Origin of the sequence: Akkermansia muciniphila, from assembly GCF_900184965.1 — a bacterium.
In the GTDB taxonomy this organism is placed as follows: domain Bacteria; phylum Verrucomicrobiota; class Verrucomicrobiia; order Verrucomicrobiales; family Akkermansiaceae; genus Akkermansia; species Akkermansia muciniphila_A.
In genome coordinates, this window is sequence record NZ_FXYA01000204.1 from 1 (window position 1) to 24,158 (window position 24,158).

General features: G+C 57.6%; 18 protein-coding genes, 1 tRNA gene and 1 pseudogene. 9 read left to right on the forward strand and 11 right to left on the reverse strand.

Translation table 11 applies throughout. From position 1 onward, the window contains the following. From CI070_RS08020 to CI070_RS08035, 4 genes and pseudogenes are all read right to left on the reverse strand, one after another. Window positions 1-3,363: pseudogene (locus tag CI070_RS08020) on the reverse strand (sugar-binding protein); the annotation flags it as partial. 386 nt (window positions 3,364-3,749) lie between these two features. After that, window positions 3,750-4,517 carry a succinate dehydrogenase/fumarate reductase iron-sulfur subunit gene (locus CI070_RS08025; RefSeq protein ID WP_022197426.1) on the reverse strand — a complete coding sequence of 256 codons (768 nt, stop codon included), beginning with the start codon at window positions 4,515-4,517 and terminating at the stop codon, window positions 3,750-3,752. A gap of 40 nt (window positions 4,518-4,557) precedes the next feature. Beyond that, window positions 4,558-6,516 (reverse strand): fumarate reductase/succinate dehydrogenase flavoprotein subunit, encoded by a 1,959-nt coding sequence (locus CI070_RS08030; RefSeq protein WP_022197427.1) that lies wholly within the window; start codon window positions 6,514-6,516, stop codon window positions 4,558-4,560. A gap of 21 nt (window positions 6,517-6,537) precedes the next feature. Further along, window positions 6,538-7,206, reverse strand: coding sequence for a succinate dehydrogenase cytochrome b subunit (locus CI070_RS08035; protein WP_179218559.1), 669 nt, complete (start codon window positions 7,204-7,206; stop codon window positions 6,538-6,540). Between the two features lie 233 nt (window positions 7,207-7,439). Between CI070_RS08035 and CI070_RS08040 the strand changes: the two genes are divergently transcribed. After that, window positions 7,440-7,712, forward strand: coding sequence for a hypothetical protein (locus CI070_RS08040; RefSeq protein ID WP_143245720.1), 273 nt, complete (start codon window positions 7,440-7,442; stop codon window positions 7,710-7,712). A 5-nt stretch (window positions 7,713-7,717) separates the two neighbouring features. Then, on the forward strand, window positions 7,718-8,530 hold the full coding sequence (locus tag CI070_RS08045) for a TatD family hydrolase (protein WP_179218560.1): 813 nt from the start codon (window positions 7,718-7,720) through the stop codon (window positions 8,528-8,530). A gap of 27 nt (window positions 8,531-8,557) precedes the next feature. On the opposite strand, the gene CI070_RS08050 is transcribed toward CI070_RS08045, so the two are convergent. The 5 genes from CI070_RS08050 to CI070_RS08080 all read right to left on the reverse strand — a co-directional run bounded on the left by CI070_RS08050 (window position 8,558) and on the right by CI070_RS08080 (window position 14,127). Continuing rightward, a complete protein-coding gene (locus tag CI070_RS08050) occupies window positions 8,558-8,791 on the reverse strand; it encodes a hypothetical protein (RefSeq protein ID WP_094137272.1) in 234 nt (77 codons plus the stop codon). A 412-nt stretch (window positions 8,792-9,203) separates the two neighbouring features. Beyond that, window positions 9,204-9,911: a PEP-CTERM sorting domain-containing protein gene (locus CI070_RS08060; RefSeq protein WP_094167846.1), complete on the reverse strand. Its 708-nt coding sequence runs from the start codon at window positions 9,909-9,911 to the stop codon at window positions 9,204-9,206. Between the two features lie 391 nt (window positions 9,912-10,302). Continuing rightward, complete coding sequence (locus tag CI070_RS08065) at window positions 10,303-11,505, reverse strand: formylglycine-generating enzyme family protein (protein ID WP_094137275.1); 1,203 nt, start codon at window positions 11,503-11,505, stop codon at window positions 10,303-10,305. 23 nt (window positions 11,506-11,528) lie between these two features. Further along, window positions 11,529-12,275, reverse strand: a complete 747-nt coding sequence (gene fabG / locus CI070_RS08070) for a 3-oxoacyl-[acyl-carrier-protein] reductase (RefSeq protein WP_094137276.1) — start codon at window positions 12,273-12,275, stop codon at window positions 11,529-11,531. A gap of 241 nt (window positions 12,276-12,516) precedes the next feature. After that, a complete protein-coding gene (locus CI070_RS08080) occupies window positions 12,517-14,127 on the reverse strand; it encodes an ABC-F family ATP-binding cassette domain-containing protein (protein ID WP_094137278.1) in 1,611 nt (536 codons plus the stop codon). A 122-nt stretch (window positions 14,128-14,249) separates the two neighbouring features. Here CI070_RS08080 and CI070_RS08085 point away from each other — a divergent pair, with 122 nt between their 5' ends. Next, complete coding sequence (locus CI070_RS08085) at window positions 14,250-14,960, forward strand: hypothetical protein (protein ID WP_143245721.1); 711 nt, start codon at window positions 14,250-14,252, stop codon at window positions 14,958-14,960. A gap of 243 nt (window positions 14,961-15,203) precedes the next feature. Here the strand turns inward: CI070_RS08085 and CI070_RS14150 are convergent, their stop codons facing one another. Both CI070_RS14150 and hpf read right to left on the reverse strand, forming a co-directional pair. Then, window positions 15,204-15,332, reverse strand: a complete 129-nt coding sequence (locus CI070_RS14150; RefSeq protein WP_012420041.1) for a hypothetical protein — start codon at window positions 15,330-15,332, stop codon at window positions 15,204-15,206. Between the two features lie 207 nt (window positions 15,333-15,539). After that, window positions 15,540-16,139 (reverse strand): ribosome hibernation-promoting factor, HPF/YfiA family, encoded by a 600-nt coding sequence (gene hpf / locus CI070_RS08090; protein WP_094137280.1) that lies wholly within the window; start codon window positions 16,137-16,139, stop codon window positions 15,540-15,542. Window positions 16,140-16,489: 350 nt separating this feature from the next. Here hpf and CI070_RS08095 point away from each other — a divergent pair. The 6 genes from CI070_RS08095 to CI070_RS08130 all read left to right on the forward strand — a co-directional run bounded on the left by CI070_RS08095 (window position 16,490) and on the right by CI070_RS08130 (window position 24,155). Beyond that, a tRNA-Met gene (locus CI070_RS08095) sits at window positions 16,490-16,566 on the forward strand. 210 nt (window positions 16,567-16,776) lie between these two features. Beyond that, on the forward strand, window positions 16,777-17,049 hold the full coding sequence (locus CI070_RS08100; RefSeq protein WP_094137281.1) for a hypothetical protein: 273 nt from the start codon (window positions 16,777-16,779) through the stop codon (window positions 17,047-17,049). 220 nt (window positions 17,050-17,269) lie between these two features. Then, complete coding sequence (locus CI070_RS08105) at window positions 17,270-21,205, forward strand: TIM-barrel domain-containing protein (protein ID WP_094137282.1); 3,936 nt, start codon at window positions 17,270-17,272, stop codon at window positions 21,203-21,205. 619 nt (window positions 21,206-21,824) lie between these two features. Beyond that, a complete protein-coding gene (locus CI070_RS08120) occupies window positions 21,825-22,310 on the forward strand; it encodes a LytR/AlgR family response regulator transcription factor (protein WP_094137285.1) in 486 nt (161 codons plus the stop codon). A gap of 157 nt (window positions 22,311-22,467) precedes the next feature. Next, window positions 22,468-23,307 carry a DUF2589 domain-containing protein gene (locus tag CI070_RS08125; protein ID WP_094137286.1) on the forward strand — a complete coding sequence of 280 codons (840 nt, stop codon included), beginning with the start codon at window positions 22,468-22,470 and terminating at the stop codon, window positions 23,305-23,307. A gap of 38 nt (window positions 23,308-23,345) precedes the next feature. Then, window positions 23,346-24,155 (forward strand): hypothetical protein, encoded by an 810-nt coding sequence (locus tag CI070_RS08130; protein WP_094137287.1) that lies wholly within the window; start codon window positions 23,346-23,348, stop codon window positions 24,153-24,155. Window positions 24,156-24,158: the final 3 nt, after the last annotated feature.

Sequence of the window (24,158 nt, forward strand, 5' to 3'; positions counted from 1 at the left end):
GGCATAGATGACGCCGGTTTCCGTGTAGGCGCGGGTCTGCGTGGCCGTGACGCCTGCGTGGTCCGTTTGCGAGATGATAAAACCGTCGATGACCGTAGCGGTGGCCGTGATGTCGGAGGTGGGGATGCTGCTCTTTTGCATCCGCAGGGCGCCCGCTCCGTACTCGCTCCACTGCGTGGATATATTTCCCCTGGGATCGATGGAAATGTCTTTGCTTTCCAGCGTGGACGAGAGGGAAGAAAGAAGCGTTTTCCGCGTTTCGTCGCAGGTCGTTCCCCGGCCGTTGTTCCTGGTCGCCGTGACGACCTGGTACACGCCGTCTTCCGCCAGTTCCGCTCCGTAGCTCCACGCGGTGATGCGCGAGTTGGACACGGTGGCCGGATCGGCCAGCTTCCAGGTTTCTTTCGTTCTGTTGCCGAAGGCGTCGTATTCCCACAGGGTCGGGGCCATCGTCGTGGCCGCGTTGCCCGCGTCCGTCTGTTCCTTGATCAGCTGCCCTTTGGCGTTGTAGGTGCGCCTCGTGTAAATGACTCCGCCGACGGTGTTGGGGACGCCCGTGCGCAGGGTTTCCCCGGCTCCGTTGACGATGCTGCGCTGCAGCTCGGTTTCCGTTTCCCCGGAGACGGTTTTCGTGAAGGTTCGCACGCCGTCACTGACCAGGTCGATGGCGTAGATGACGTGCCGTTGCCCCGTCCCGGATTCTTCCAGGACTGTTCCGTCCGGCGCGCTGCGCGTGACGAACGTGGCTCCGGAGGGGGCGGTCCGCGTCGCCGTCAGGCCGTCCCCGCTGTAGGCGTAGGCGGTGACTCGGCCCAGGACGTCCGTAACGGATACGGTTCTTCCCAGCAGGTCGTAGGTGGCGCTTTCCTGCGTGGTCATCGCTCCCGTGTCCCGGCGCGTGGAGAGCACGCGCCCCGCCGCATCCCGGGCGTAGGTGGTGATGGTTTCCGGCGTGACGACGGTTTCCCCGTCCATCACGGCGGAACGCGTGGTTTCCGTCAGCTGGCGCGCCGTGTCGTAGGCGTAGTCCGTCCTGATGCCGTTTTCGTCGGTTTCCCACAGCAGGCGCCCGTCGCACATCAGCTCGCGCCGCGTCACCCGCCCATGGCCCGCCGTCCGCTTCACCCACCGGTTCTGCGTGTCAAATTCGTAGACGGCGCTGCCCGTGAGCGCCCATTCCCCGCCGGTGAGCAGGGCGTAGCTTTCTTCCCGGACGCGCTGCCCTTCCGCCGTGATCCACGTCGTGGTGCGCGTGCTCTGGCCCGGCACGGTTTTTCCGTTGACGCGCGTTTCCACCGTTTCCGTGTAGAGGGCGCCGTGCTCCGCCGCGGCCGCGTAGTCGTGCCAGGTTTGCACGCCGTTGAGGTCCCGGCTGAACCGCGTGCGCCCGCGGGCATGGATGTTGGCGGCGCCGGCCAGCCATTGTTCTTCCGCCGTCAGGCGCGTGCCCGCCACGCCCAGTCCCGTGACCTTTTTTTCCGTCCTTTTGATGTGGTTGGCCGTCGTGTAGTTCCAGGTGGTGGATGTGAGCGTTTTGACATGCCCTTCCAGCGGGAGCAGGTCCACCGTTTCCGTGGCGGGGGCGCCGCTGAAGTTGTCCGTTCCCGAATAGGCATAGGTGTAGCGCGTGATGCGCCGCCCGCTTTCCGCCCACGGTTCGTCGCGGGAGAGCAGGCGCCCGTAAAGGTCGTACGCGTCATGAATTTGGCTGCCGTCCATGGCCATTTCCGTTTTGAGCCTGCCGCACTGGTCGTAGCCGTATTGCGTGGTTCGCGCCTCCGGGGTCTGGTAGCCTTCCGTCAGCGCGAGCAGCAGGTCGCCGACGTCCGTGGTCTGGTAGATGGCGCAGGCGCGCGCCGCCACGATTCCGTTTTTGGAGGTTTCCGTGACCAGCAGCCAGACCGCGTCTTCCGGTTCCAGTTCCGTGCGCGTGCGGAGGGTCGTGACGGCGTCTTCCCCCGTTCCTTTCTTCATGTTCCACGCCAGGCCGCCGTTCCACCAGGTGACGGCGTAGGGCTGCCTGGCCGGCGCCTGTTCCGTGATGGTGAAGCGACCGTCCGCGGACAGGGAGAGGGCAAATGTTTTGAAGGGTGTTCCGGTGACCGTATAAAGCCCCTGTTCATCCGTTCCGGTGATTTGCCCAGGGGTATAGAGCGCGATGGCGTAGCCCGTGGAGGTGACGTTTTCCACGTTGAGCAGGCCGTCCCACAGGTTCCATATCTGCCTCAGCGAGCCGTCTTCGGCATGCCTGACGTCCAGATAGGATGACGCGTTGGAGATGACCTGCCTGTCGGTGGTGGTGTAGGAGAGAAGCTCTCCCGTTTCCGCCGAGAAGAGGTATTGGCTGCCGTCTTCCACCACCCAGCGCAGGCAGGATTGGCCTTCCGCCGTGACCAGCGCCGCACGCCCTCCGCCGCCCGTGTCCACCCCGATGGGCAGCACCGCGCCGTTGGTGTAGCAGCGCATCGCAATTTCCCGGTCGCCCTGCGTCAGAGTGAACCGCGCTCCGGGGACAATGCCCCCTTCGGGCACGTCCAGACGGCTGTTCAGGGGATGGTTGTAGGCCAATGACGCCGGGTTTTCCAGGCCGGAGGTATTTTTCTCAGCCCTCAGTTCCACCCGCCCCGCGGGGATGCCTCCCAGCCCACGGAACGCTCCGAAGTTGCACGACCAGTACATCAGCGTGGCCGTGCTTTCCGCCGTCACGCTGCACCCCGCCGAGCTGTAGTTTCCCAGGACGTTGCTTTCCATTCCCGCCCCGCCAGGACCCGACCGGGAAGGGGTGGGCGGCGTTCCGCCGCTTTCGTCGCACGTGTTTCCTTCGCAGGGACACGGTTCGGGCTCTTTCCTGCCCCCCGGCTCCGTCGGAACCACGTCGATGCTGTAGTTGCAGATGGAGGTGTTGCCGCTGGCCGGCTGGTAGTCGATGTTGGTCTGGCTGACTTCCCAGGTGTAGGCGCCGGAGGGAAGCTGCGCCCCGCCGACTCCCGTGTGGTAGCTGTGCCCCCCCTGCGCTCCCGCCGTCTGCGGGTTTTCCTTCAGATCCACCTGCGCCACCACCTTGCCGCCGGAGTCTTTTACCTCCAGGCTCCCCCAGTCGTCCACCCCCAGGAAGAGCGAGCAGGTGCCGTAAAGTTTTTTGCCGTCCGCTCCTTCCGGGATGGTGAACGTGCCTTGCGCGCTGTAGCCGTCCGCCGGCGTGCTCGGCGGCCCCACGTTCCTTTCCTCATGAATCCGGATCGCTTCAAACGGCAGCGGCGCGGATTCCGCAACTGCCCTCATGCCCTGCGCGCCGACACTGCCTCCCGCTCCAAAGTACCATTTGCGATAAGTAGGAATGGAAGAATGATGAGGGGGATTCATAAGGCATTAAAGAGTTGGGATTAATGAATAAAACAAGATGAGCGCAATCCTCCCATGACCATTTTCTTAATAGGGTTATCCAGAGCCTGTGTCGATAGAATTTTGTTTGAATTTTTATTGTTATTTTCAAAACATGAGAATTTATTCCATGAGAAAATAATATTATAATCTTTACACACAGTGCTTCCTATAAGAGACATTAATATTATCTATTTGTTAGAAAATCTCCCTGATAGATGCCCTCCCTTCCTGGCTGCCGGCAAATCCCCAGGAAAGCGGCTATCTGGTATTTTATTCCTCGCTCAAGGAAACCCGGTAATGAAAAAACTCCCGGCAGCCGAGGCCGCCGGGAGTTTTTGTAGAGCGTCTTAAGAAAGAATCCTACTTTAGAAGCAGAGGCCTTCCTTGGCGTTGGCCCGCATGAAGTCGCGGTTGAGGCGGGCGATGTTGTCCACGCTGATGCCTTTCGGGCAGGCGGCTTCACATTCGTACTGGTTCGTGCAGTTGCCGAAGCCTTCCGCTTCCATCTGCTTCATCATGGCCAGGACGCGCTTGGAGCGTTCCGGCTGGCCCTGCGGCAGCAGATTGAGATGAGCGATTTTGGCGGACGTGAACAGCATGGCGGAGGCGTTTTTGCAGGAGGCCACGCAGGCGCCGCAGCCGATGCAGGCGGCGGCGTCAAAGGCGGCGTCCGCCTTCACTTTTTCCACGGCGATGTTGTTGGCGTTCGGCGCGGAGCCGGTGCGCACGTCAATGTAGCCGCCAGCGGCGATGATGCGGTCCAGGGCGGAACGGTCCACCATCAGGTCCCGCAGGATGGGGAAAGCCTTCGCGCGGAAGGGTTCGATCCAGACGGTGTCGCCGTCCTTGAACTTGCGCATGTGAAGCTGGCAGGTGGTTACCTGGCGTTCCGGCCCGTGGGGAATGCCGTTGATGGTCAGGGAGCACATGCCGCAGATGCCTTCCCGGCAGTCGTGGTCAAAATGGATGGGTTCCTTGCCTTCCTTGACCAGACCTTCATTGACGATGTCCAGCATTTCCAGGAAGGAGGCGTCCACCGGAATGTCCTTGGCGGCATAGGTCTCAATGCGGCCCTTGGCGTCACGGTTTTCCTGGCGCCAGACCTTGAGAGTGAGATTGAGTGTTTTAGCCATGTTATAATCTTTCTTTTGAGTGTTAATGTATTGGCTATCTTTACTTGTAGCTGCGGATGGCAAGGTGCACGTTCTCGAAGGTCAGCGGTTCCTTGTGGAGAACAGGCAGGCTGTCCACGCCGGTATATTCCCAGGCGGCTACGTAGGCGTATTCATCGTCGTTGCGCTTGGCTTCGCCGTCCGGCAGTTGGTATTCCACGCGGAAGTGCGCGCCGCAGGATTCCTGACGGTTCAGGGCGTCATAGCAGAGCAGCTGGGCGAATTCCAGGAAGTCGGCCACGCGGCAGGCTTTTTCCAGTTCCGCGTTGATGCCGTCCGCCGTGCCGGTTACGCGCACGTTTTCCCAGAATTCCTTGCGGAGCTGGGGAATGCGTTCAATGGCGTGGGTCAGGCTTTCTTCCGTGCGGGCCATGCCGCAGTCTTCCCACATGATGAGGCCCAGTTCCCGGTGGAAGGAGTCCACCGTCTTGGTGCCCTTCACGTTCAGGAGTTTGTTGATGCGTTCCTTCACCTCGTCTTCCGCGGCCTTGAATTCCGGGGAAGCGGTGGTGACGGCGCCTGGCTTGGTGGTCGTCAGGTAGGCAGGCAACGTGGCGGGGATGACGAAGTAGCCGTCAGACAGGCCCTGCATCAGGGCGGAGGCTCCCAGGCGGTTGGCGCCGTGGTCGGAGAAGTTGGCTTCACCGAGGACGTGCAGCCCCTTTACGTTGGACATGAGGTTGTAGTCCACCCACAGGCCGCCCATGGTGTAGTGGGAGGCGGGGTAGATCATCATGGGCGTTTCATGGGGGTCGTCGTCCGTGATTTCTTCGTACATGTCAAACAGGTTGCCGTACTGGCCGTCAATCCATTCGCGGCCCATGCGCTTGATTTCATCCGCAAAGTCCAGGAAGACGCCCTTGCCGGTGATGGCCACGCCGCGGCCGTCGTCGCAGGCTTCCTTGGCGGCGCGGGAGGAAATGTCGCGCGGAGCCAGGTTGCCGAAGGAGGGATACTTGCGTTCCAGGTAGTAGTCCCGTTCTTCTTCGGGAACATCGGAAGGCTTGATTTCCTTTTTGCGGATTTTTTCCGCGGTTTCACGGGACTTGGGCACCCAGATGCGGCCGCTGTTGCGGAGGGATTCCGACATCAGCGTCAGCTTGGACTGGTAGTCGCCCTTGACCGGAATGCAGGTGGGGTGGATTTGCGTGAAGCAGGGGTTGGCGAAGAAAGCGCCGCGCTTGTAGGCCTTGTAGGCGGCGGTGACGTTGCAGCCCATCGCGTTGGTGGACAGGAAGAACACGTTGCCGTAGCCGCCCGTGCAGAGCAGGACGGTATCCCCTGCGTAGGACTTGATTTCACCGGTGACCAGATTGCGGGTGACGATGCCCTTGGCTTCGCCGTCCACCAGCACCAGATCCATCATTTCGTGGCGGGAGAACATTTCAATGTGTCCTTTGGCCACTTCCTTTTCCAGGGCCTGGTAAGCGCCCAGCAGGAGCTGCTGGCCCGTCTGCCCGCGTGCGTAGAAGGTGCGCTTGAGCTGGGCGCCGCCGAAGGAGCGGTTATCCAGCAGGCCGCCGTATTCACGGCCAAAGGGAACGCCCTGGGCCACGCACTGGTCAATGATGTTGGAGGAGACTTCCGCCAGGCGGTAAACGTTGGCTTCACGGGCGCGGAAGTCGCCGCCCTTGACGGTGTCGTAAAACAGGCGGTAAACGGAGTCGCCGTCGTTCTGGTAGTTCTTGGCCGCGTTGATGCCGCCCTGGGCCGCAATGGAGTGGGCGCGGCGGGGGCTGTCCTGGTAGCAGAAGCATTTGACGTTGTAGCCAAGTTCGGCGAGCGTGGCGGCGGCGGAGGCGCCGGCCAGGCCGGAACCTACCACAAGCACCGTGTATTTGCGCTTGTTGTTCGGATTGATCAGTTTGGACTCAAGCTTGTACTTGGACCATTTGTCCTGAATAGGGCCGGAGGGAATTTTGGCATCCGGCATCCAGTCGCTTACGGGAAAATTAATCATGACTTTGAGAGGAGTTGATGGTTATTTGATGATGCCCAGAAGAACCGAGACCGGCACGGAGATGAAGCCCAGGCAGATAATCGCGCCGTAGGCGATGGCGACAAAGTTGTAAAGAGGCCGGATTTTGCGGGAATCGACGCCCACAGTCTGGAAGATGGACTGCACCCCGTGGCGCAGGTGGCTGAACAGCATCAGAACGGCCAGGATGTAGAAGGCGGAGCACCATACGTTGGAGAATCCGGCCACGATCATTTTGTACACGTCAAAGGTTTCCACCGTGCCGTCGGAAATGAAGGTGGTGAACTGGGCGGGATCGTATCCCACGCGCAGGGTGTACTGGTACAGGTGGTAGACCAGGAACACCAGGACGGTCAGGCCGGTGTAAATCATGTAGCGGGAGGAGAGCGTCGCCTTGATGGTGTTCTTGAACACGTAGGGTTCGCGGGCCGCATTGTTTTCCAGCTTCAGCTGGATGGTCAGCCAGACGTGGATGATGAAGATCACCCCAAGCCCCGCGCGAATGCCCCAGAGGGCTGCTTCCGGCATGGAGTGCAGGCCGTGGGCATAGGTGTTGATCCATTCAGGGCCTCCGAAAATGAGAAGGTTGCCTGCCAGGTGTCCCGCAAGGAACAAGACCAAACATAACCCCGTCAGAGCCACAATGATTTTGCGGCCGATGGAGGATGTCACGAATGTACATATGGTTTTTACTAGTGCATTCATAGGCGCTCTAATGAAATAAATGCGTCTCCACAAGATGCCCGGTTCAGGCACGGATGGCAAGCCTCTTCTTGAATTTCCGGCTCTTTTCGGATTTTTGAAAAGCCGTGGAAAGGCGTTGCTGTTTATCAGTTTGGAATAGTTATTATTTTGTTACCTGTTCCGGCTTGACGAGGCTTTCCGCACAGGCGTATCGTCTGTGCATGAAAAGGAGTAAAAAAGAGGTGCTGGACGCGGATTTCGCAGCGGCGCGCGCCGTCGTTCTGGATGTGGCCGCATTTCTGGACCGGGTGGACCGCGGGGAAGGAGAGGCGGATTTCCGCTACCATGCCCTGATGGAGGTTCTTCCCCTCTTGTCCGCATCCGGCCCCGGGCGTGTCCGGGCCATTCTGGAAGCCCTTTCCTACAGGGATGACGCCGTGCCGGAAACCGCCGCGGCCAAGGCGGCCTGCGGAGCCCCGAACTTCAGCAAATAGGAATCATGGCTTTTATCGAACCTCATATACATATGGTGTGCCGCACCACGGACGAATACCGGGCCATGGCGCAGGCGGGCTGCCTGGCGGTAGGGGAGCCGGCTTTCTGGGCCGGTTACGACCGTTCGTCCGTGGACGGTTTCCGGGATTATTTCGTACAGCTTACGGAAGGCGAACCCGCCAGGGCGGCCAAGTTCGGTATGGACCATTACACATGGCTGTGCATCAATCCCAAAGAGGCTCAAGACGTGGCCTTTGCACGGGAGGTAATGAAGCTCATTCCGGAGTTTATTGACCGGCCCAATGTCCTCGGCATCGGGGAAATAGGGCTGAACCGGAATACTTCCCATGAAATGACCATTTTTGAAGAGCATCTGGATCTGGCGGTGCGCCTCAACCAGCTTGTGCTGATTCACACTCCCCATCTGGAAGACAAGCTGAAGGGGACCAGGATGATTCTTTCCGCCCTGAAAAACCGCCCGGATCTGGATCCCGGCCGCGTGCTGGTGGACCACTGCGAGGAACATACCTTCCCGCTGGTGAAGGAGGCCGGCTACTGGGCCGGACTGACCCTTTATCCCACCAGCAAGCTGAATCCCAAGCGGGCGGCGGATATTCTGGAAATATATGGGATGGAACGCGTCTGGGCCAATTCCGCGGCGGACTGGGGGGATTCCAATCCCCTGGCGCTGACGGCCCTGGCCTGCGAGCTCCGCAAGCGCGGTTTTTCCCGCCGGGAGGCGGAGCGGCTCCTTCTGGACAATCCGGAGGCGTTCATGGGCCAGTCCCCGAAGTTTCGGAAAGTGTCGTCCCGCTAGTCCCGTGCGCGGCGGGCAGGAAGGCCGCTAATCCCCATCCGGAAAGAAGACGGTGAAGACGGCTCCCAAAATGACTGCGGCGTCGTCCAGCAGTCCCAGCTTGTCTATTCCGGCAAGCAGGAATTCATCGGGAATCAGAATATAGACGCCGGCAAGGACGAGCAGGCATATATTGCGCTTGTTGAAAAAGTGCGGTTCTTCCTTTTTGCTTTTGAAATAACGGAAAAAGCGCAGTAGCAGTTGCTGTTTCTGGTGGGTCATGGCCGGAGGATGCTGGTGAGACGGTTTTCTCCCCTTCAGCCGGGAGGAGCAGGTTGGAAAACGGAGGCTTCTTCCGGAATGGACAGACCGTGCCGGAACGGCCTGGGCGGGGGAGCGGATTGCCGTCTAGGATGGGATGTTCCGGATGTGGGAGGAAGACTCGCTTTCCCACGTCCGTTTCCGGTTTTTTCTGCGCTGGAAAATGGATTGGCGTGGGGACCGGGCAATACCGCTGTTCCGCGGGGAGGGGCCTGCCGCACGGCGCCTGAATATCGTTTTTCCGGAAGAGGGCATTTCCCCGCCCAGCGCTTTGGCGGAGCCTTTGGGAGGGCGCCCTATGGGTATGGAAAGGGCTGCCTCACGATTACATGAGGCAGCCCTGGAAAAAAGCGAGCGGACCGATGAAGCAACCTTATGCTCTGCGGCGGCGCACCATCAGCGCAGCCAGACCCAGCAGGCCCAGCGTGGCCGTGGCGGGTTCCGGAATGCTGGCGATTTCACTCATCAGCTGACCTACCTGGTCCTGGGAAAGGCAGGAGTCATGAACGTAGAGCTGTTGGATGGCGCCGGACAGTTGGGTATCAAACAGAATCTGGTCGATGTTCACGCCGCCGAATTTCAGGCCACCGGAGGAATAATAGTTATCGTTGGCGCCAGCATAGATGCGGGAGCCGATATCTCCGGTGACTACAGAGATGGTCAGGAGGCCTTCCGTGCCCAGCGGAGTTGACGCGATAGGAGAGGCATATGCGGCATTGTTCCATAATCCCTGGAGTTTACGATCCGTATTCACGCCCGCACCCCAGCTTGTGCTTCCGCCTTTGGCATTGAACAGGGCGGTATAGGTCTGCGGCGTGTTGATTTTGCCCAGGTCCAGGACCATGGTCACGGTCATGTTATTGCGATTGCTTGCAGCCGGAGTGCTAAAATTCACCCCGCTTAACGTCAGATTGTCAGTGCCTTGCGTGAGGGTAACGGAATCCTTCAGAGTGCCGAAATCCGCCGTCAGGGAGGAGAAGTCCGAATATCCCACGATGGAACTATCCAGCAGGCCGGTATCCGCAGTAGCGCTCAGGCTCATGCCGGCAGAAAGAATCAGAGTGGATAATAATTTCTTCATGATTGGTATCTTAATACTTAATAAATAAGAAAATGCGAGGGTCCAGCGCGCATTTGCGCCTGTGTACCGAATTTGGAATCCGCAAGCAATTAAAATTATTAAGAGTTAATGTATTGTATTTATAACTATTTGAAAATGATTGTATTTTAATGCCTCTGGTCCTTTTGACGTCACGCTGGAACCATCGTTGTTATCCATTGATTTCATTATTGATTGGGCTTCTTCACCGTTGCGTGCCGGATTCCAAATTCGATTGAGGGATTCCAAATTTGGTGCAACCACCGTACTCTTTTCCGTCGTCTGTCCTGATGACGGATGATGATATCCCCGGCAATGCGGCTGCCGCGGACGGCGGCTACATCCTGATCCGGTGAGCATGAAAAGTTTTTCTTTACGGCTCCCCCTTGGAGAAATTCCAGAGGCGGTGCATCGTCATGACGTCCGGAATGTTCATAGGGCGCACCACGCGGAACCCGATCATGCCTCCGTCCGTCAGGTACCAGATGCTTTTAGGGTTTTGGGGGTCCTGACGGTTCCAGGCGGGGTCGCTGGCGCGCCGCGCCGCGCTTCGCAGGCCGTCCGGGTCGTCTTCCCACGAACCGCCGCGCACGGTGTGGGGGGCTCCGGGGACGATGACCAGGGGGTCTTTCGCGGGTAGGCCGCTCCGCTTGCCGTAGGCATCCGGAACGTAGGAGTCCAAAACCCATTCCGCCACATTTCCGTGCATGTCCCGGAGGCCCCACTTATTCGGTTTTTTGGAGCCTGTTTTCTGGTAGCGGTCATTGGAATTGTTCCAGTACCAGCCGTACTGGTCCAGGGGGGCTTCTCCATTGCCGTAAGAGTAGGCGCCGGGGGAGCCGGCCCGGCAGGCGTATTCCCATTCCGCTTCCGTGGGCAGACGGTAGTAATGCCCGGTCTGGGCGCTCAGCCATTCGCAGAATTTGCTGGCGGCGTGATGGGACATGGAGATGGCAGGCAGACCGTGTTCATAGCCGTGGCCCATGCCCAGGTTCATGGCGGTGTAGGGGGCGGTGGGCTGCGTCACGAAGTCCCAGAGCTCGTCATCCGGCTGTTCCTCCAGAAGCTGGCCGTCCTTGGCGCGCGGACGTCCGTTTTCCATGAAGGCCGTATAAAGTTCCCAGGGGATTTCCGTTTCCGAGATCCAGAAGGGGGAGACGCTCACTTCATGCCGCGGACCTTCGTCCGGTTTCCGGTGCGGCTCTTCCGCGGGACTTCCCATAAGGAACGTTCCTCCCGGTATGGCGACCATGCGCAGGGAAGCTCCCGCCGCAGGCACCGTTTCCGTGTAGGATTCAGCATGTGCCGGATTTCCGGAAGCTTCAATGAGCTGATGGATTTGGCGCGTCGTGCCGACCAGTTCCCGGGACGGCAGGTCATCCGGGACGGGAAGGGAAGCGCCGGCAGCGCGGTCCAGCTCCCGCTTTTGCAGCGCGGAACGGCTTTCCCCCCACTGGCGCGCGCTGGTAATGCGCGCGGCATCTTCCGTGGCCGGGCGGGGGGAATTTTCTTCCCGGCACCCGGCCAGCAGGGCGCTTCCTCCCAGAAAGCAGGAAACAAGGAAAATGCCGCGCATGGAATGGTAAGAACCGGAAGGCCCTACATGGTCATGCCCCCGTCGCAGGCAATGACCTGTCCGGTAATGTAACGGGCATCGTCAGAGGCCAGGAAGGCCGTCAGGGCGGCGATGTCTTCCACGGAGCCTTGTTCCTTCAAAGGAATTTTCTTAACGATTTCTTCCTTGAGATTGTCGGGGATGGCGTTGGACATTTCCGTGGAGATGAAGCCGGGAGCAATAGCGTTGCACGTGACTTTGCGCGGAGCGAATTCCTGGGCCAGGGATTTGGTGAAGCCGATGAGGCCCGCCTTGGAAGCGGCGTAATTGGCCTGGCCGATGTTGCCGACGAGGCCGATGACGGAACTCATGTTGATGATGCGCCCGGCCGGGGATTTCATCAGAACGCGCTGGAGGGCCTTGACCGTATTGAACGCGCTTTTCAGGTTGGTGTCCAGAACGGCGTCCCAGTCTTCCTCCTTCATGCGGAGCATCAGGGTGTCCCTCGTGATGCCGGCGTTGTTCACCAGGATGTCAATCTGCGGGAAGTCTTTCAAAATGGCGGCCATGGTTTCCTGAACGGCCGCGTAATCCGCTACGTCGCAGGGGTAGGCCTTGCAGGAGTCCGGAAATTCCCTGTTGATCTCTTCTGCGGCTCCCCCGCAGCTGGACGGGCTGCGGCTGATCAGGATGACCCTGGCTCCTTCCGAAGCGAAGCGGCGCGCGACGGCATTGCCGATTCCGCGGCCCGCGCCGGTAACGATGGCTGTTTTACCTGCTAACTTTTGCATGCTGCCCACAGTAAACCCGTTTTTCACGGTTCCGGCAAGCTTGAAATGGACCTGGCCGCGCAGGAGCCCATACGGGGAAAAGGCTGCCCGGGAATGAAAGAGGGGAAGGAAACGGGGCGGAGAAGGCTACTGTTCATCTTCTTCATTTTCCCGGATTGTCCGGGAGGGCGCACCGCCTTCATCCTGTCTTTTAAGGAAGGATGAAATTCATGGCAGGGAAAGGGGAGTTGAAGAAGGGCTTCTATTCCGCCGTGATGCCGCCTTTCTCATCATCCAGAATGCCCGATTTTTCCAGATAGTAGTCATATCCGCCCGCGTAGGCGGTGATGGTCCCCCGGTTCACATGCAGGGTTTTTTGCGCCAGAGAACGGATGAAGTGCACGTCGTGGGAGATGAAGACCAGTGTTCCTTCATAATGCTTCAGAGCCTGCACCAGGGCTTCCACGGACAAAAGGTCCAGGTGGGTGGTCGGCTCGTCCATCAGCAGGAGATTGGGCGGGTCCACCAGGAATTTGACCAGGCTGAGCCGCGATTTCTCCCCGCCGGAAAGAACGCTGACGCGTTTTTCCACATCCAGCCTCCGGAACAGGAAGGAGCCCAGGATGGAGCGCGCTTCTTCCTCCCGGATTTCAGCGCTGCATTTCATAATTTCCTCCAGCACGGTATTTTCCGGGTTCAGGTTTTCCGTTCGCGCCTGGGAGAAGTAGCCGATGCGCGTGGTGGTGCCGGGAGTGCGCTGCCCGGAGTCAATGGGGATGATGCCCGCCAGGATTTTCAGCAGAGTGGATTTGCCCGCGCCGTTCGGGCCTACGAGAACAGTGCGTTCCCCGCGTTCCACCAGCAAGTCCAGGTTTTCATAAACCCTGCGGTCGCCATAGGATTGGCAGACTTTTTCCAGCTCAATGACTTTCTGAGTGCTGCGCGGCGGCTGGGGGAAGTTGAATTTAAATACTTTCCTGCGGGCTACCGGTTTTTGGATGAGCTTCATCTTTTCCAGCTGCTTGATGCGGCTCTGGACCTGTCCGGCCTTGGAATTAATGGAGCGGAAACGGTCAATAAATTCCTGGATGTGCGCTATTTCCTTCTGCTGGTTGCGGTAGGCCGCCTGAAGCTGTTCGAAGCGCACGTCCTTCTGTTGGAGGAAGTCCGAGTAGTTGCCGCGGTATTCCACCAGCTCTTCATTGTCGATGTCGTACACGCTCTCCACCAGTTCGTCCATGAAATCACGGTCGTGGGAAATCATCAGGATGGCGCCGGGGTAGTTTTTCAAATATCGCTGGAGCCACAGCAGGGACAGAAGATCCAGGTGGTTGGTAGGTTCGTCCAGCATCAGGAGGTCCGGTTCCAGGACAAGGAGCTTGGCCAGGTACGCGCGCATGATCCAGCCGCCGGACATTTCCCGGGCGGGGCGGTGGAAGTCGCTTTCCCGGAAGGCCAGACCTTTGAGAATTTTTTTGGCCTTGGGCTCCAGCTGGTAGCCGTTGGAGGCGTTGAAGGTGTCAATGGCTTCCGCGTACTCCGGCGTATCTGTCTTGTTGGCGTTTTCCGCCGTCCGGATGATGTGGATGGCCTGTTCCATTTCCGGCGTGATGCCCAGGGCGATTTCCAGCACGGTTTCATCCTTGGGTTCGCTGGCTTCCTGGGGAAGATAACCTACGATGGCGTATTCATCCATGCTGATGGAGCCTTCGTCCGGCGCGTCTTCTCCCAGAATCATGCGGAACAGGGTGGATTTGCCCGCTCCGTTGGGGCCAACCAGAGCTACCCGTTCCCCCCAGTTAATGGTCATTTCCGTTTCCCTGAACAGGGTTCGTCCGGCGTGGGATTTCGTGAGATTTTTGATTGTCAGCATGGTAAAGAGAGACCGTATTCTACCGGGACGCAAAGGGGAAGGCAAGAGCCGTCAGGGCGGAGGCCGGCATTTTTGAAAGCTTTACTGGATTTTTGCGCGTAGTCTGGTAGCCTTGGCGCGCCATGCCGACCATGCAGACATTCAGGCTTTTGCTTGCTGCCGCCCTTTTGTGCGGATGGAGTTCCTGTTGTACTCCTCCGGCGGAGGATTATCTACAAAAACCTTACGTGCAGCAGCAAATGTCCGGGTTGGCAAATGCCTTCCTGGCGCTGCTTCCGCCGGACAAGGCCGTTCTTCCCGCTGCCGGAGCGGAGGCCAGGTGGCTGGCGGACACGGCTGTAGCCCAGTCCGCCGCGATTGCCCGGGACAACAGGACGGTGCTGTTTGGCTGGCTGAACAACATTCTGGTCAATTCCAACCTGCGCGACAGGGGGCTGTGCTGGCAAGTCCAGCAGGATTTGTACCGGGATCTGCGCCGCCGGCCCGTGAAGTATTTCCGCGTAGGGCTGACGATTCGAGACCGTGGAACGGGCAGGGAGCACAGTTGCGTGTATGTCAATGCCGCCGGGAAGGGATTGCAGGGTTCCATTGTGCTGGATGCCTGGAAGAACTGCGGCCATCTGGTGACGCTGACCCAGAAAGACCGGGAAGGCGGCAAATGGGAGGAAGACTGGCGGGAGCCGTTTGTTTCCAAAGCCTTTCCGGAGGGGCATTCCTATGGCATGGAACATCACCTGGTCTGGCCCGGGTGGGCCAGGAAACGCCCCATGCTGGTTCAACGGATATTCCAGTCTGACCAGCGGAATGAGGCGAAGGCGGGCGCCTCTGAATAAAGGAACCGCCTGCTCCGGCCGGAGCAGGTACACGACGCTGCGCGACGGCGGTTGACGCCTGCGCGGCCGTATATGCAGGCGCCTGTTGCGGCAGCCGCCATTTTTAAGTAACATTCCGGCGGAATCGGCAAATGGCGGCGGGAGCCAGGGTTCAGGGCAAATAAAAACGCACTCAGTGCGTACACCGAGTGCGGATTAATTGGATGATTTGCTAGTGTTGCAGGGCAAAACCCCGCTGCAAACTTACTTGCCCTTGGCCTGCACAACCGGAGCGGGAGCAGGAGCGGTGGTTTGCTGTTGCTGCTGCTGCTGGGAGCAAGAAGCGACCAGGCAAGCGGCGCCGGCGATGGCGAGGATAGCGATGTTCTTCATAATTCGAATTAAATACAGTGTTTATTAACTACTGGAACCTCCGCATCCACGGAGGTTTGCTGGGACCAATGTAAATGGTGGCAAGTAGAAATCAAGAGATTTTCTTGTTCCATGTCACGGCATTACAGAAAAGAGCAGGACCCCCGGTTTCTGGAGTCCTGCTCTTGTTGACGCGTTATGGAAAACGGTTTGTTTCAACCCCGTTTTTTACGCTTGCAGACTGGCCCCAAGCTCAATGATCGAGTAGTCTCCGTCCGGTCTCCGGTACACGATCTGGAGCACGTCGCGCCGCGCATTCCTGTAGAGCACGAAGGGCTTATCGGAAAGTTCCAATTCCATGATAGCCTCTTCCTTGTAAAGCTTTTTGAGATTGTAGCTTTCTCTGTGAATGAGCAGGGGTTCCGGGTCTTCCTGGGAATCTCCGGGGTAATCCAGCACGGAATCGTCATATACCGTTTCATCCAGTTTGCGGATAGTTTCCTGGTGATGGGGACGGAAATTCTTCATCAGGCGCGTTTTATGCTTGCGCATGCGGCGCATGATTTTGGTGATCGTCTCATCAACGCAGGCGTACATGTCCGTCCCTTCCGTGGAAGCGTCAATGGTGATATGGTCTGAACAGAACAGGATTACCTGGGAAATCTTGCGGTCGCGTTGCACATCAAGCAATACTTTAACCTCCATAATGCGCGGGAAATCCAGGCGGATCCCCTCAATCTTTTTCGTTACGAATTCCCGAATCGCGTCTGTGACTTCCACGTGGCGCCCCGTGATCGTAATGGGTGTGTTTACGTTTACCTTTTGCATTGTCGTACCTCTTTCTAGTTGATGTTAATGCGCGGACTCCCGGTCCGCACCTTTCAAGATATACAGATTTGACAATGTTTGTCGAGGAATCCTTTCTTTTTTTCGTGTGCAGGGAAAGGCGTTTTTCCTTTTCCGTTCCCATTTGCCGGAACCGGGCGACTCTCCTACCTGTTGTGAGCCAATCAATCGGGGAGCGGCTGTTCCCGTTTATTGCCTTCCTGCGTCTCCGGAATGCGTTTCAGGGCTTCTGTCATACAACTGCGGGCATAAAAAAATTATTTGAAAGTACTTGACATGCCGCGGAAATGTATTATAACGGTCGCGCACTCCTATACGGATGCTCTCTAAATCGCGGGATGGAGCAGCCAGGTAGCTCGTCAGGCTCATAACCTGAAGGTCGCAGGTTCAAATCCTGCTCCCGTAACCATTTGAAGGCCCTGCAAGCAATAAGCTTGCGGGGCTTTTTCGTTACGGTTGGAAAAGCATCCGGCAGGTATTGGGAACCTGTTGTTTTCGAGAGCTTTTTGACTTTTCAAGCTGCCGGGGTATGGTAGGCCGGCCCGCAAGATCGTGGAACGTGTATTTAATTCCGGCGACCGGGATTTGGAATCCATCATGACTCCGTGGGGAATATGGCATGAATATGGCATGGCTGGATGCCAGGCCGGCGGTGGATGGGATTTCCGCAGTCGTGAACCGGGGGTTTTCTCACAAGTATCCTCTGGCTAACGGTTCCCAGGACCATGGCACGGTTTTGTTGATGGACCCGCGGCATTCCGCCGCGCAGGAGGGCAGTTTCCGGAGCCGGGGGAATAGGTCGCCAGAGGGTACCCATAAGGGCTTCAGCGCGCTTGATTCATTTGACGATGTGATGCCGTGGAGAAGAAATAATGTCATCATGGAAAGATAACCTTCTGTGAGCAGGTATTTTATGAACGTGTGGAGCAATGGCGCGCCGTTGCTGCCGTCTTTGACCTTGTTACGATTAAGGACAAAGGGTATGGTGCGGCAAGATAACCTGCGCCATTAGACGGCACAATGAATGAAAGCGGTCTGCTGTCCGTCGGGAAACGGCTGTTTGCGTCCTTCCCGCGATGCCGCTCCGCTGAATAACATAAAATACTACAATAATGGGAAACTCAATAGACCATGGCATGTTCCGGAATTCCGTCCTGCTGGCTTTCGGATTGTCCATTTCCTTCTCGGGCTTCGCACTTGCCGCATTGGAAGAGCCGGTTCCTGGACAACAGGTCCAGGCCGTTGAAGGCGCCAGGAAAATCAATCCTGCCGCCGTGGAAGTGCTGCTTGACAACAATCGCCGGATGACGCTCGATTTTTACGGAGATAACGTTTTCCGTATTTTCAGAGATGACAAAGGCGGCATTATCCGCGACCCCAAGGCGGACCCGGAAGCCCGCATTCTGGCGGACAATCCCCGGAAGCCGGTTTCCCGGCTGGATGTGGACCAGAAGGGCGATGCGGTTGTCATCACTACGGGGAAGGTCAGGATTGAGATAAATAAAAAGACCTCTCTTTTCAAGGTGATCAATCTGAAGGATCATTCCGTAGTGGCGGAGCAGGCATCCCCCATTCTTTTTGAAAAGGGCAGAACCAGTTTTTCCCTGAAGGCGAAGCCGGACGAATATTTTTACGGCGGCGGCGTGCAGAACGGCCGTTTTTCCCATAAGGGAAAGGTCATTTCCATAGAAAACCAGAACAGCTGGACGGATGGCGGCGTGGCTTCCCCCACTCCTTTTTACTGGTCCACCGGCGGGTACGGCGTCATGTGGCATACCTTCAAGAAAGGGCAGTATGATTTCGGCTCCAGGGAAGAGAATCTGGTGAACCTCTCGCATGATGAAAATTATCTGGACGTCTTTTTCATGGTCAACGACGGGCCGGTCAGTCTTTTGAGGGATTTCTACCAGCTTACCGGCGCTCCCGTTCTGCTGCCCAAGTTCGCCTTTTACCAGGGGCATCTGAACGCCTATAACCGGGATTACTGGAAGGAAGATGAAAAGGGCATCCTGTTTGAGGACGGGAAACGGTACAAGGAAAGCCAGAAGGATAACGGAGGCATTAAGGAATCCCTGAACGGGGAATTGAACAATTACCAGTTTTCCGGACGCGCCGTCGTGGACCGTTACAAGGCCCATGACATGCCGTTGGGATGGCTTCTGCCGAACGACGGCTACGGAGCCGGGTACGGCCAGACGGATACCCTGGACGGCAATATCGCGAATTTGAAGAGCCTGGCGGACTACGCCAGGAAGAACGGCGTGGAAATCGGGTTGTGGACTCAGTCCGACCTGCATCCCAAGCCGGAAATCAGCGCTTTGCTGCAGCGCGATATCGTGAAGGAGGTGCGGGACGCCGGAGTGCGCGTGCTGAAAACGGACGTGGCCTGGGTAGGCGCGGGCTATTCCTTCGGGCTGAACGGCATTACGGACGTGGCCCAGATCATGACCTACTACGGGAACAACAGCCGCCCGTTCATCATTTCCCTGGACGGCTGGGCGGGAACCCAGCGGTATGCCGGCATCTGGTCGGGCGACCAGACGGGCGGCGTCTGGGAGTACATCCGTTTCCATATTCCCACCTACATCGGCTCCGGTCTTTCCGGGCAGCCCAACATCTGTTCGGACATGGACGGCATTTTCGGCGGCAAGAACCCGCTGGTGAATGTCCGCGATTTCCAGTGGAAAACGTTCACCCCCATGGAACTGAACATGGATGGCTGGGGCGCCAATGAAAAGTATCCCCATGTCTTCGGGGAACCTTATACTTCCATTAACCGGTGGTATCTCAAGCTCAAGTCGGAACTGCTCCCGTACGCCTACAGCATCGCGGAGGAATCCGTTTCCGGACTGCCCATGATCCGGGCCATGTTCCTGGAATATCCCAATCCCTACACGCTGGGGAAGGCGACGCAGTACCAGTTCCTGTACGGCCCCTATTTTCTGGTGGCTCCCATTTACCAGGAAACCAGGGCGGACGAGGAGGGAAATGACGTCCGCCACGGCATTTACCTGCCGGAAGGACAGTGGATCGATTATTTCACCGGGGATTTGTATGAAGGCGGCAAGATTTACAATGACGTTGACGCTCCTTTGTGGAAGCTGCCCGTGTTCGTCAAGAACGGCGCGATTATTCCCATGGCTAACCCGAGCAACAATGTCTCGGAAATTAATCCGAACCTGCGCATTTACGAGCTTTATCCGCACGGCAGCACTTCCTTCACCGTGTATGACGACGACGGCGTGACGGAAGAATACAGGGCTGGCAAAGGCGTCCGCACCCTGGTTGAATCCCGGACGGACGACAAGAACAACGTGACCGTCACCGTTCATCCGGCGGTGGGGGATTTCAACGGCTTCCAGAAGAAGAAGGCCACGGAGTTCCGCATCAACGTGACGCAGAAGCCGTCCGGGGTTTCCGCCAAAATCGGGGAAAACAGCGTCAACCTGGCGGAGGCGAATTCCATGGATGAGTTCAAGTCCCGGGAGAATGTTTATTTTTATGACCGGGCTCCCAACCTGAACAGGTTCGCGACGAAGGGAAGCGATTTTGAGAAAAAGGCGATTGCCGGGAACCCTCAATTGCTGGTGAAGCTGGGCGCGGCAGATATTACGGCGGCCCCCACGGTGCTTTCCGTGGAAGGGTTCCGGTTTGAACCCGCTGAAAAGTACCGTCTTTCTTCCGGCGCGCTGACCGCTCCCGCCAATGCTGCGGTGACGGAGGAAAACGCGGCGGCCTATACCCTGAAGCCCACGTGGGACGCCGTTCCGAATGCCGATTTCTATGAAATCGAATTCGGCGGAATGCTGTACACCACCATCAAAGGGACGGAATTCCTGTTTGAGGATTTGGAGGCTGAGACGCCTTATTCCTTCAAGGTGCGGGCCGTCAACAAGGACGGCCATTCCGCGTGGACGGCTGTCAGCGCGAAGACGAAGGCCAATCCGCTCGAATTCGCCATTCCTGGAATTGAGGGCGAGACGAGCGTCGAAAGCCAGGGCAATTCCCTGGTGAAGTTGTTTGACTTCAAGGAAAAGGATGCCTGGCACACGAAGCATGGCGAGAAGGCCGTGCCGTTTGACCTGGTCATGGATTTGAAGACCATCAACAAGCTTGAGAAGTTCCATTACGTTCCCCGCGAGGACGGCGGCAACGGCACATTGCTGAAAGGCGCCGTCTATTACAGCATGGACCGGGAGAACTGGACGAAGGCCGGCACGTTCCAATGGGACAAGAATGGCGACGTGAAGGTATTCAGCTTCAAGGATGCCCCCGCGGCGCGCTACATCAAGCTGAATGTCACGGAAGGCGTGGGCGACTATGGCTCCGGCAGGGAAATCTACGTCTTCAAGGTGCCGGGCACGGAAAGCTATCTGCCGGGCGACATCAACAATGACGGCAAGATCGACCGAAACGACCTGACCTCCTACATCAACTACACGGGGCTGCGGAAAGGCGATTCCGACTTTGAAGGCTACATCAGCAACGGAGACATCAACAAGAATGGCCTTATTGACGCTTACGATATTTCCGTGGTAGCCACCCAGCTGGAAGACGAAGCCGACCAGCCGCAGGAAGAAGACGCCAAGAAAGACGGGGAAGAGGATAAGAAGGAAGGAGACGACGAGAAGAAGAAAGCCGCCGGGGAGGCAAAGAAAAAAGCCTGTGTGGATGGAAAGCTTCTGCTCAGCGCCGATAAGAAGAGGTACGCCAGGGGAGACGCCGTCAGGGTGACCGTGAAGGGCCGGAACCTCCGTCTGGTGAATGCCCTGAGCTTCGCCCTCCCGTACGATTCCAAGGATTTGGAATTCGTGGGCGTGGAGGTTAAGAACATGAAGAAGATGGAGAACCTGACGAACGACAGGCTTCATACGAACGGAACCAAGGCCCTGTACCCCACCTTCGTCAACATCGGAGACAAAGAGCCTGTGGAGGGAACCTCCGAACTGTTTGTGCTGAAGTTCAAGGCCCGCCGCGACATGAAGTTCCAGCCGAAGCTTACGGACGGCATGGTGGTGGATAAAAAACTGAACACCAAAAAATTGTAATTGAACACCCTGAGGCGGCTCCATGCCCGGCCGGACAACGGCCGCGCATGGAGCCTTCCGTTCCGGCAGGACGTTTCCGCAGCGTTTCCCACTGCGGAACGGCATTTTTACGCATATTCCGGAGCTTCCCGGACAGAGCGGCAACGGGGAGATATTTTCTGCCCTGCTTTTCCGGGGCGCGGAAGCAGGGCGCCTGCCCCGGCCATTGAACAATGGAAGGCTTGCCATTTCCGCGGCTGCCGCTTCTTCATGCGGCGGCCATCCTCTGGGCGGAGAGGCCGTTCAGGGAGGGATTTGCTGACTGCCTGTAGGGCGGCGGAAGGAAAATCGGAGCCGGGGCGCTTGTCCAATGAGGATGGTCCTGTCCGGCATCCTCAAGACCGGTTCTTCACCGCCGGATGAAAGGGGCGGCTGATAACCGTTCCGGCCAATAGGAAATTCTTTCCTGTAACCGGGGCCGGAAGAATTCTATCCGCGGAATTGGAAAATGGCGGCTGAAGGCAGATAAAGGCGGAAATTTCCTGTCTGTCCGAAAGACTGGATTTTGGTTTCAAAAGGCCATTTCTGTTATTCATTGAGAGATTTATTGATGCTTTAAAGTTTTTGTTATGATTTTTGAATGACTGTTCAATTTATTAAAGTCACGAAAAAAGATAGGGTCTGCTATGCTCCGGTGCCGGAGCCGGTGGAAGAAGGGGACAAGCTGGAAATCATGGAAATGAAGGATGGGGGGCTTTTCCCGGCGGCAGGGAAAAACGCAGGGATTTCCCTGTCCCGGAATCCCATGGTATTCGTTAAAATGAATGACGGATTCCAGCGCATCCTGATGAAGCATATCCTGTATGTGGAAGCGGGAGGAAGCTATTGCACGCTGCACGTGCACGGCATGCCGTCCATCCTTGTTTCCGCTCCTCTGGCGCGGGTATCCGAGCATCTGGATGGGGAATATTTTATCCGCGTGCACCGTTCCTACCTGGTTAACAAGCTGCATATAGAATCCATTGCGGGCAATTTCCTCCAAGTAGGCGTCGTTGCCATTCCCATCAGCAAATTCATGAAGAAAAAAGTGCTGGGCAGTTTGAACATGCTGTCGTTTTCCAAATAGGCGCCGGGACGCCGCGCAGACTTCTGCGGCGTTCCCGGAAAGCGAAACGGAACGGCCGGAAAGGCGGGGTGGAAGCAGAACCGGAATGACCGCATGATTCACGACGTCGCCGGAAGGCGGCATATCAATGAACCTGAACCAGAAATAGAAATAAATAATGGCAATTGACAAATCAGCAGCAGAGACAGCGACTTCTTCCCTGCAGTCGCTGCCCTTCGGCAACATCATCGGCGGTCCCCTCGTTGCCTGTGTGGAAGCACAGGCCCAGGCGGCCCGGACTTCCTGGGAATTCATCCAGAACGTGGGCCTGTACTCGGATGGGGAAGAGAAGAAGACGGTGAACGTTTCCTTCCAGTTCATCAAGGACGGCCACATGGCTCAGATTACAGTTCCCCTTCTGACCATCGTCCCCATCCCATACATCGCCATTAATTCCATCGACATTAATTTCAAGGCGAATATCAGCGCGTCCGCCGCCAGTACGGAAACGGAAACTTCCTCCACTGCCGCCGACGTCAACGTGTCCGCTTCTGCCAGATGCTTCTGGGCGCGCGGCAGCATGAATGCCAGCTACTCCAGCAAAAAGGACTCTTCCGCGACCAGGGATTCCAAGTACAGCGTGGAATACACCATGGACGTTGCCGTCCATGCCGGGCAGGACAGCATGCCCGCCGGGATGGCCAAAGTGCTGGAAATGCTGAACAACAGCATTTCCGTCGTGTCTCCGGATGGTTCCCTGGACGTGCAGCATGCCATTCAGGAAGACGGAACCGTGAAACTGGTAGCCTCCTACAAGAACAAGGAGGGCCTGTTTGATCCGGAAGCCATCACTCTCCGGATAGGCGAAGCGACGGAAACGTTCGAAAACGGCGCGGGGAATGAATCCAGGATTGTGAAGACGGATTCCGGCAAGGAATACACGCTTTCCCGGGAAGATGCCAGAAACTGCACGGTGAGCGCTGGAGAACTCAAGAAGAAGGTGGCTGTAGGCGCCTGATAACCGAACCATAACGATTTCTCCTCCATTCCAGAGCCATGTCCCGTCTTCATCTCATCGTGGAATCCCTGCTGAAGGACATTATTGAAGCGCAGCACGCGGCGAACTGCCATGCGGCATCACTGGCGCGCCAGTATGGGAAAAGAGGCCGCGCGTGCGGCTTTCCGCTGCCCAGCGCCCAGATAGGTTCCCTGGAATTCGATTTGAAGTATGCGGTGACGGGGACTTCCGGGGTGGAGGAGAAACTGGTTGCGGACACGGAGCAGTGGAGATTGTTTCGTCAGGAACTGGAAGAGAGAGCGCCGGCGTTTGCCATCCGTTCCATTGTGATGGCCGTGGTGCATTCCAGTCTTCCGGACGACGAAGCCAGAAGCGACTTTTCAAGCCTGCTGGCTAGGGAGGAACAGTGGAAAAAGAATTTCTGCTCCTACCTGCGGAAGAAAATTTCCGCAGTCGTTTCCACCCATGAAGGCTCGCTTCTGAAAGCGGAAACCGGGCTGGACAGAGGGCTGCTGCTGGAGATTCTGGCAGGCGTCGCGGAGAAGGAGTTTATGGACAATCCGGATCTGGAGGATCTGTTCCGGGGAACCCGGGGTGACGACCTCAGGCAGGAATGCCGCGCGAATCTCCGGGAGGGCCTTTCCTCCTTCCTGGCCGCCCTGGCGGAAAAGTACGTTTTCACCAGGCAGGAAAGCAATGTGGTGGTGGACGTGGAAGTGGAGGCGGACAAGCTGAAAAAGATGTCGGAGGAAGCCGTGCAGACTCTGCGCCTGAATATATCCCCTGTTTCCCTCCCCTCTGTTCTGGCGGAGCAGAATGATGTCTCCGGAGTGTCCGCGCAACAGTGATAC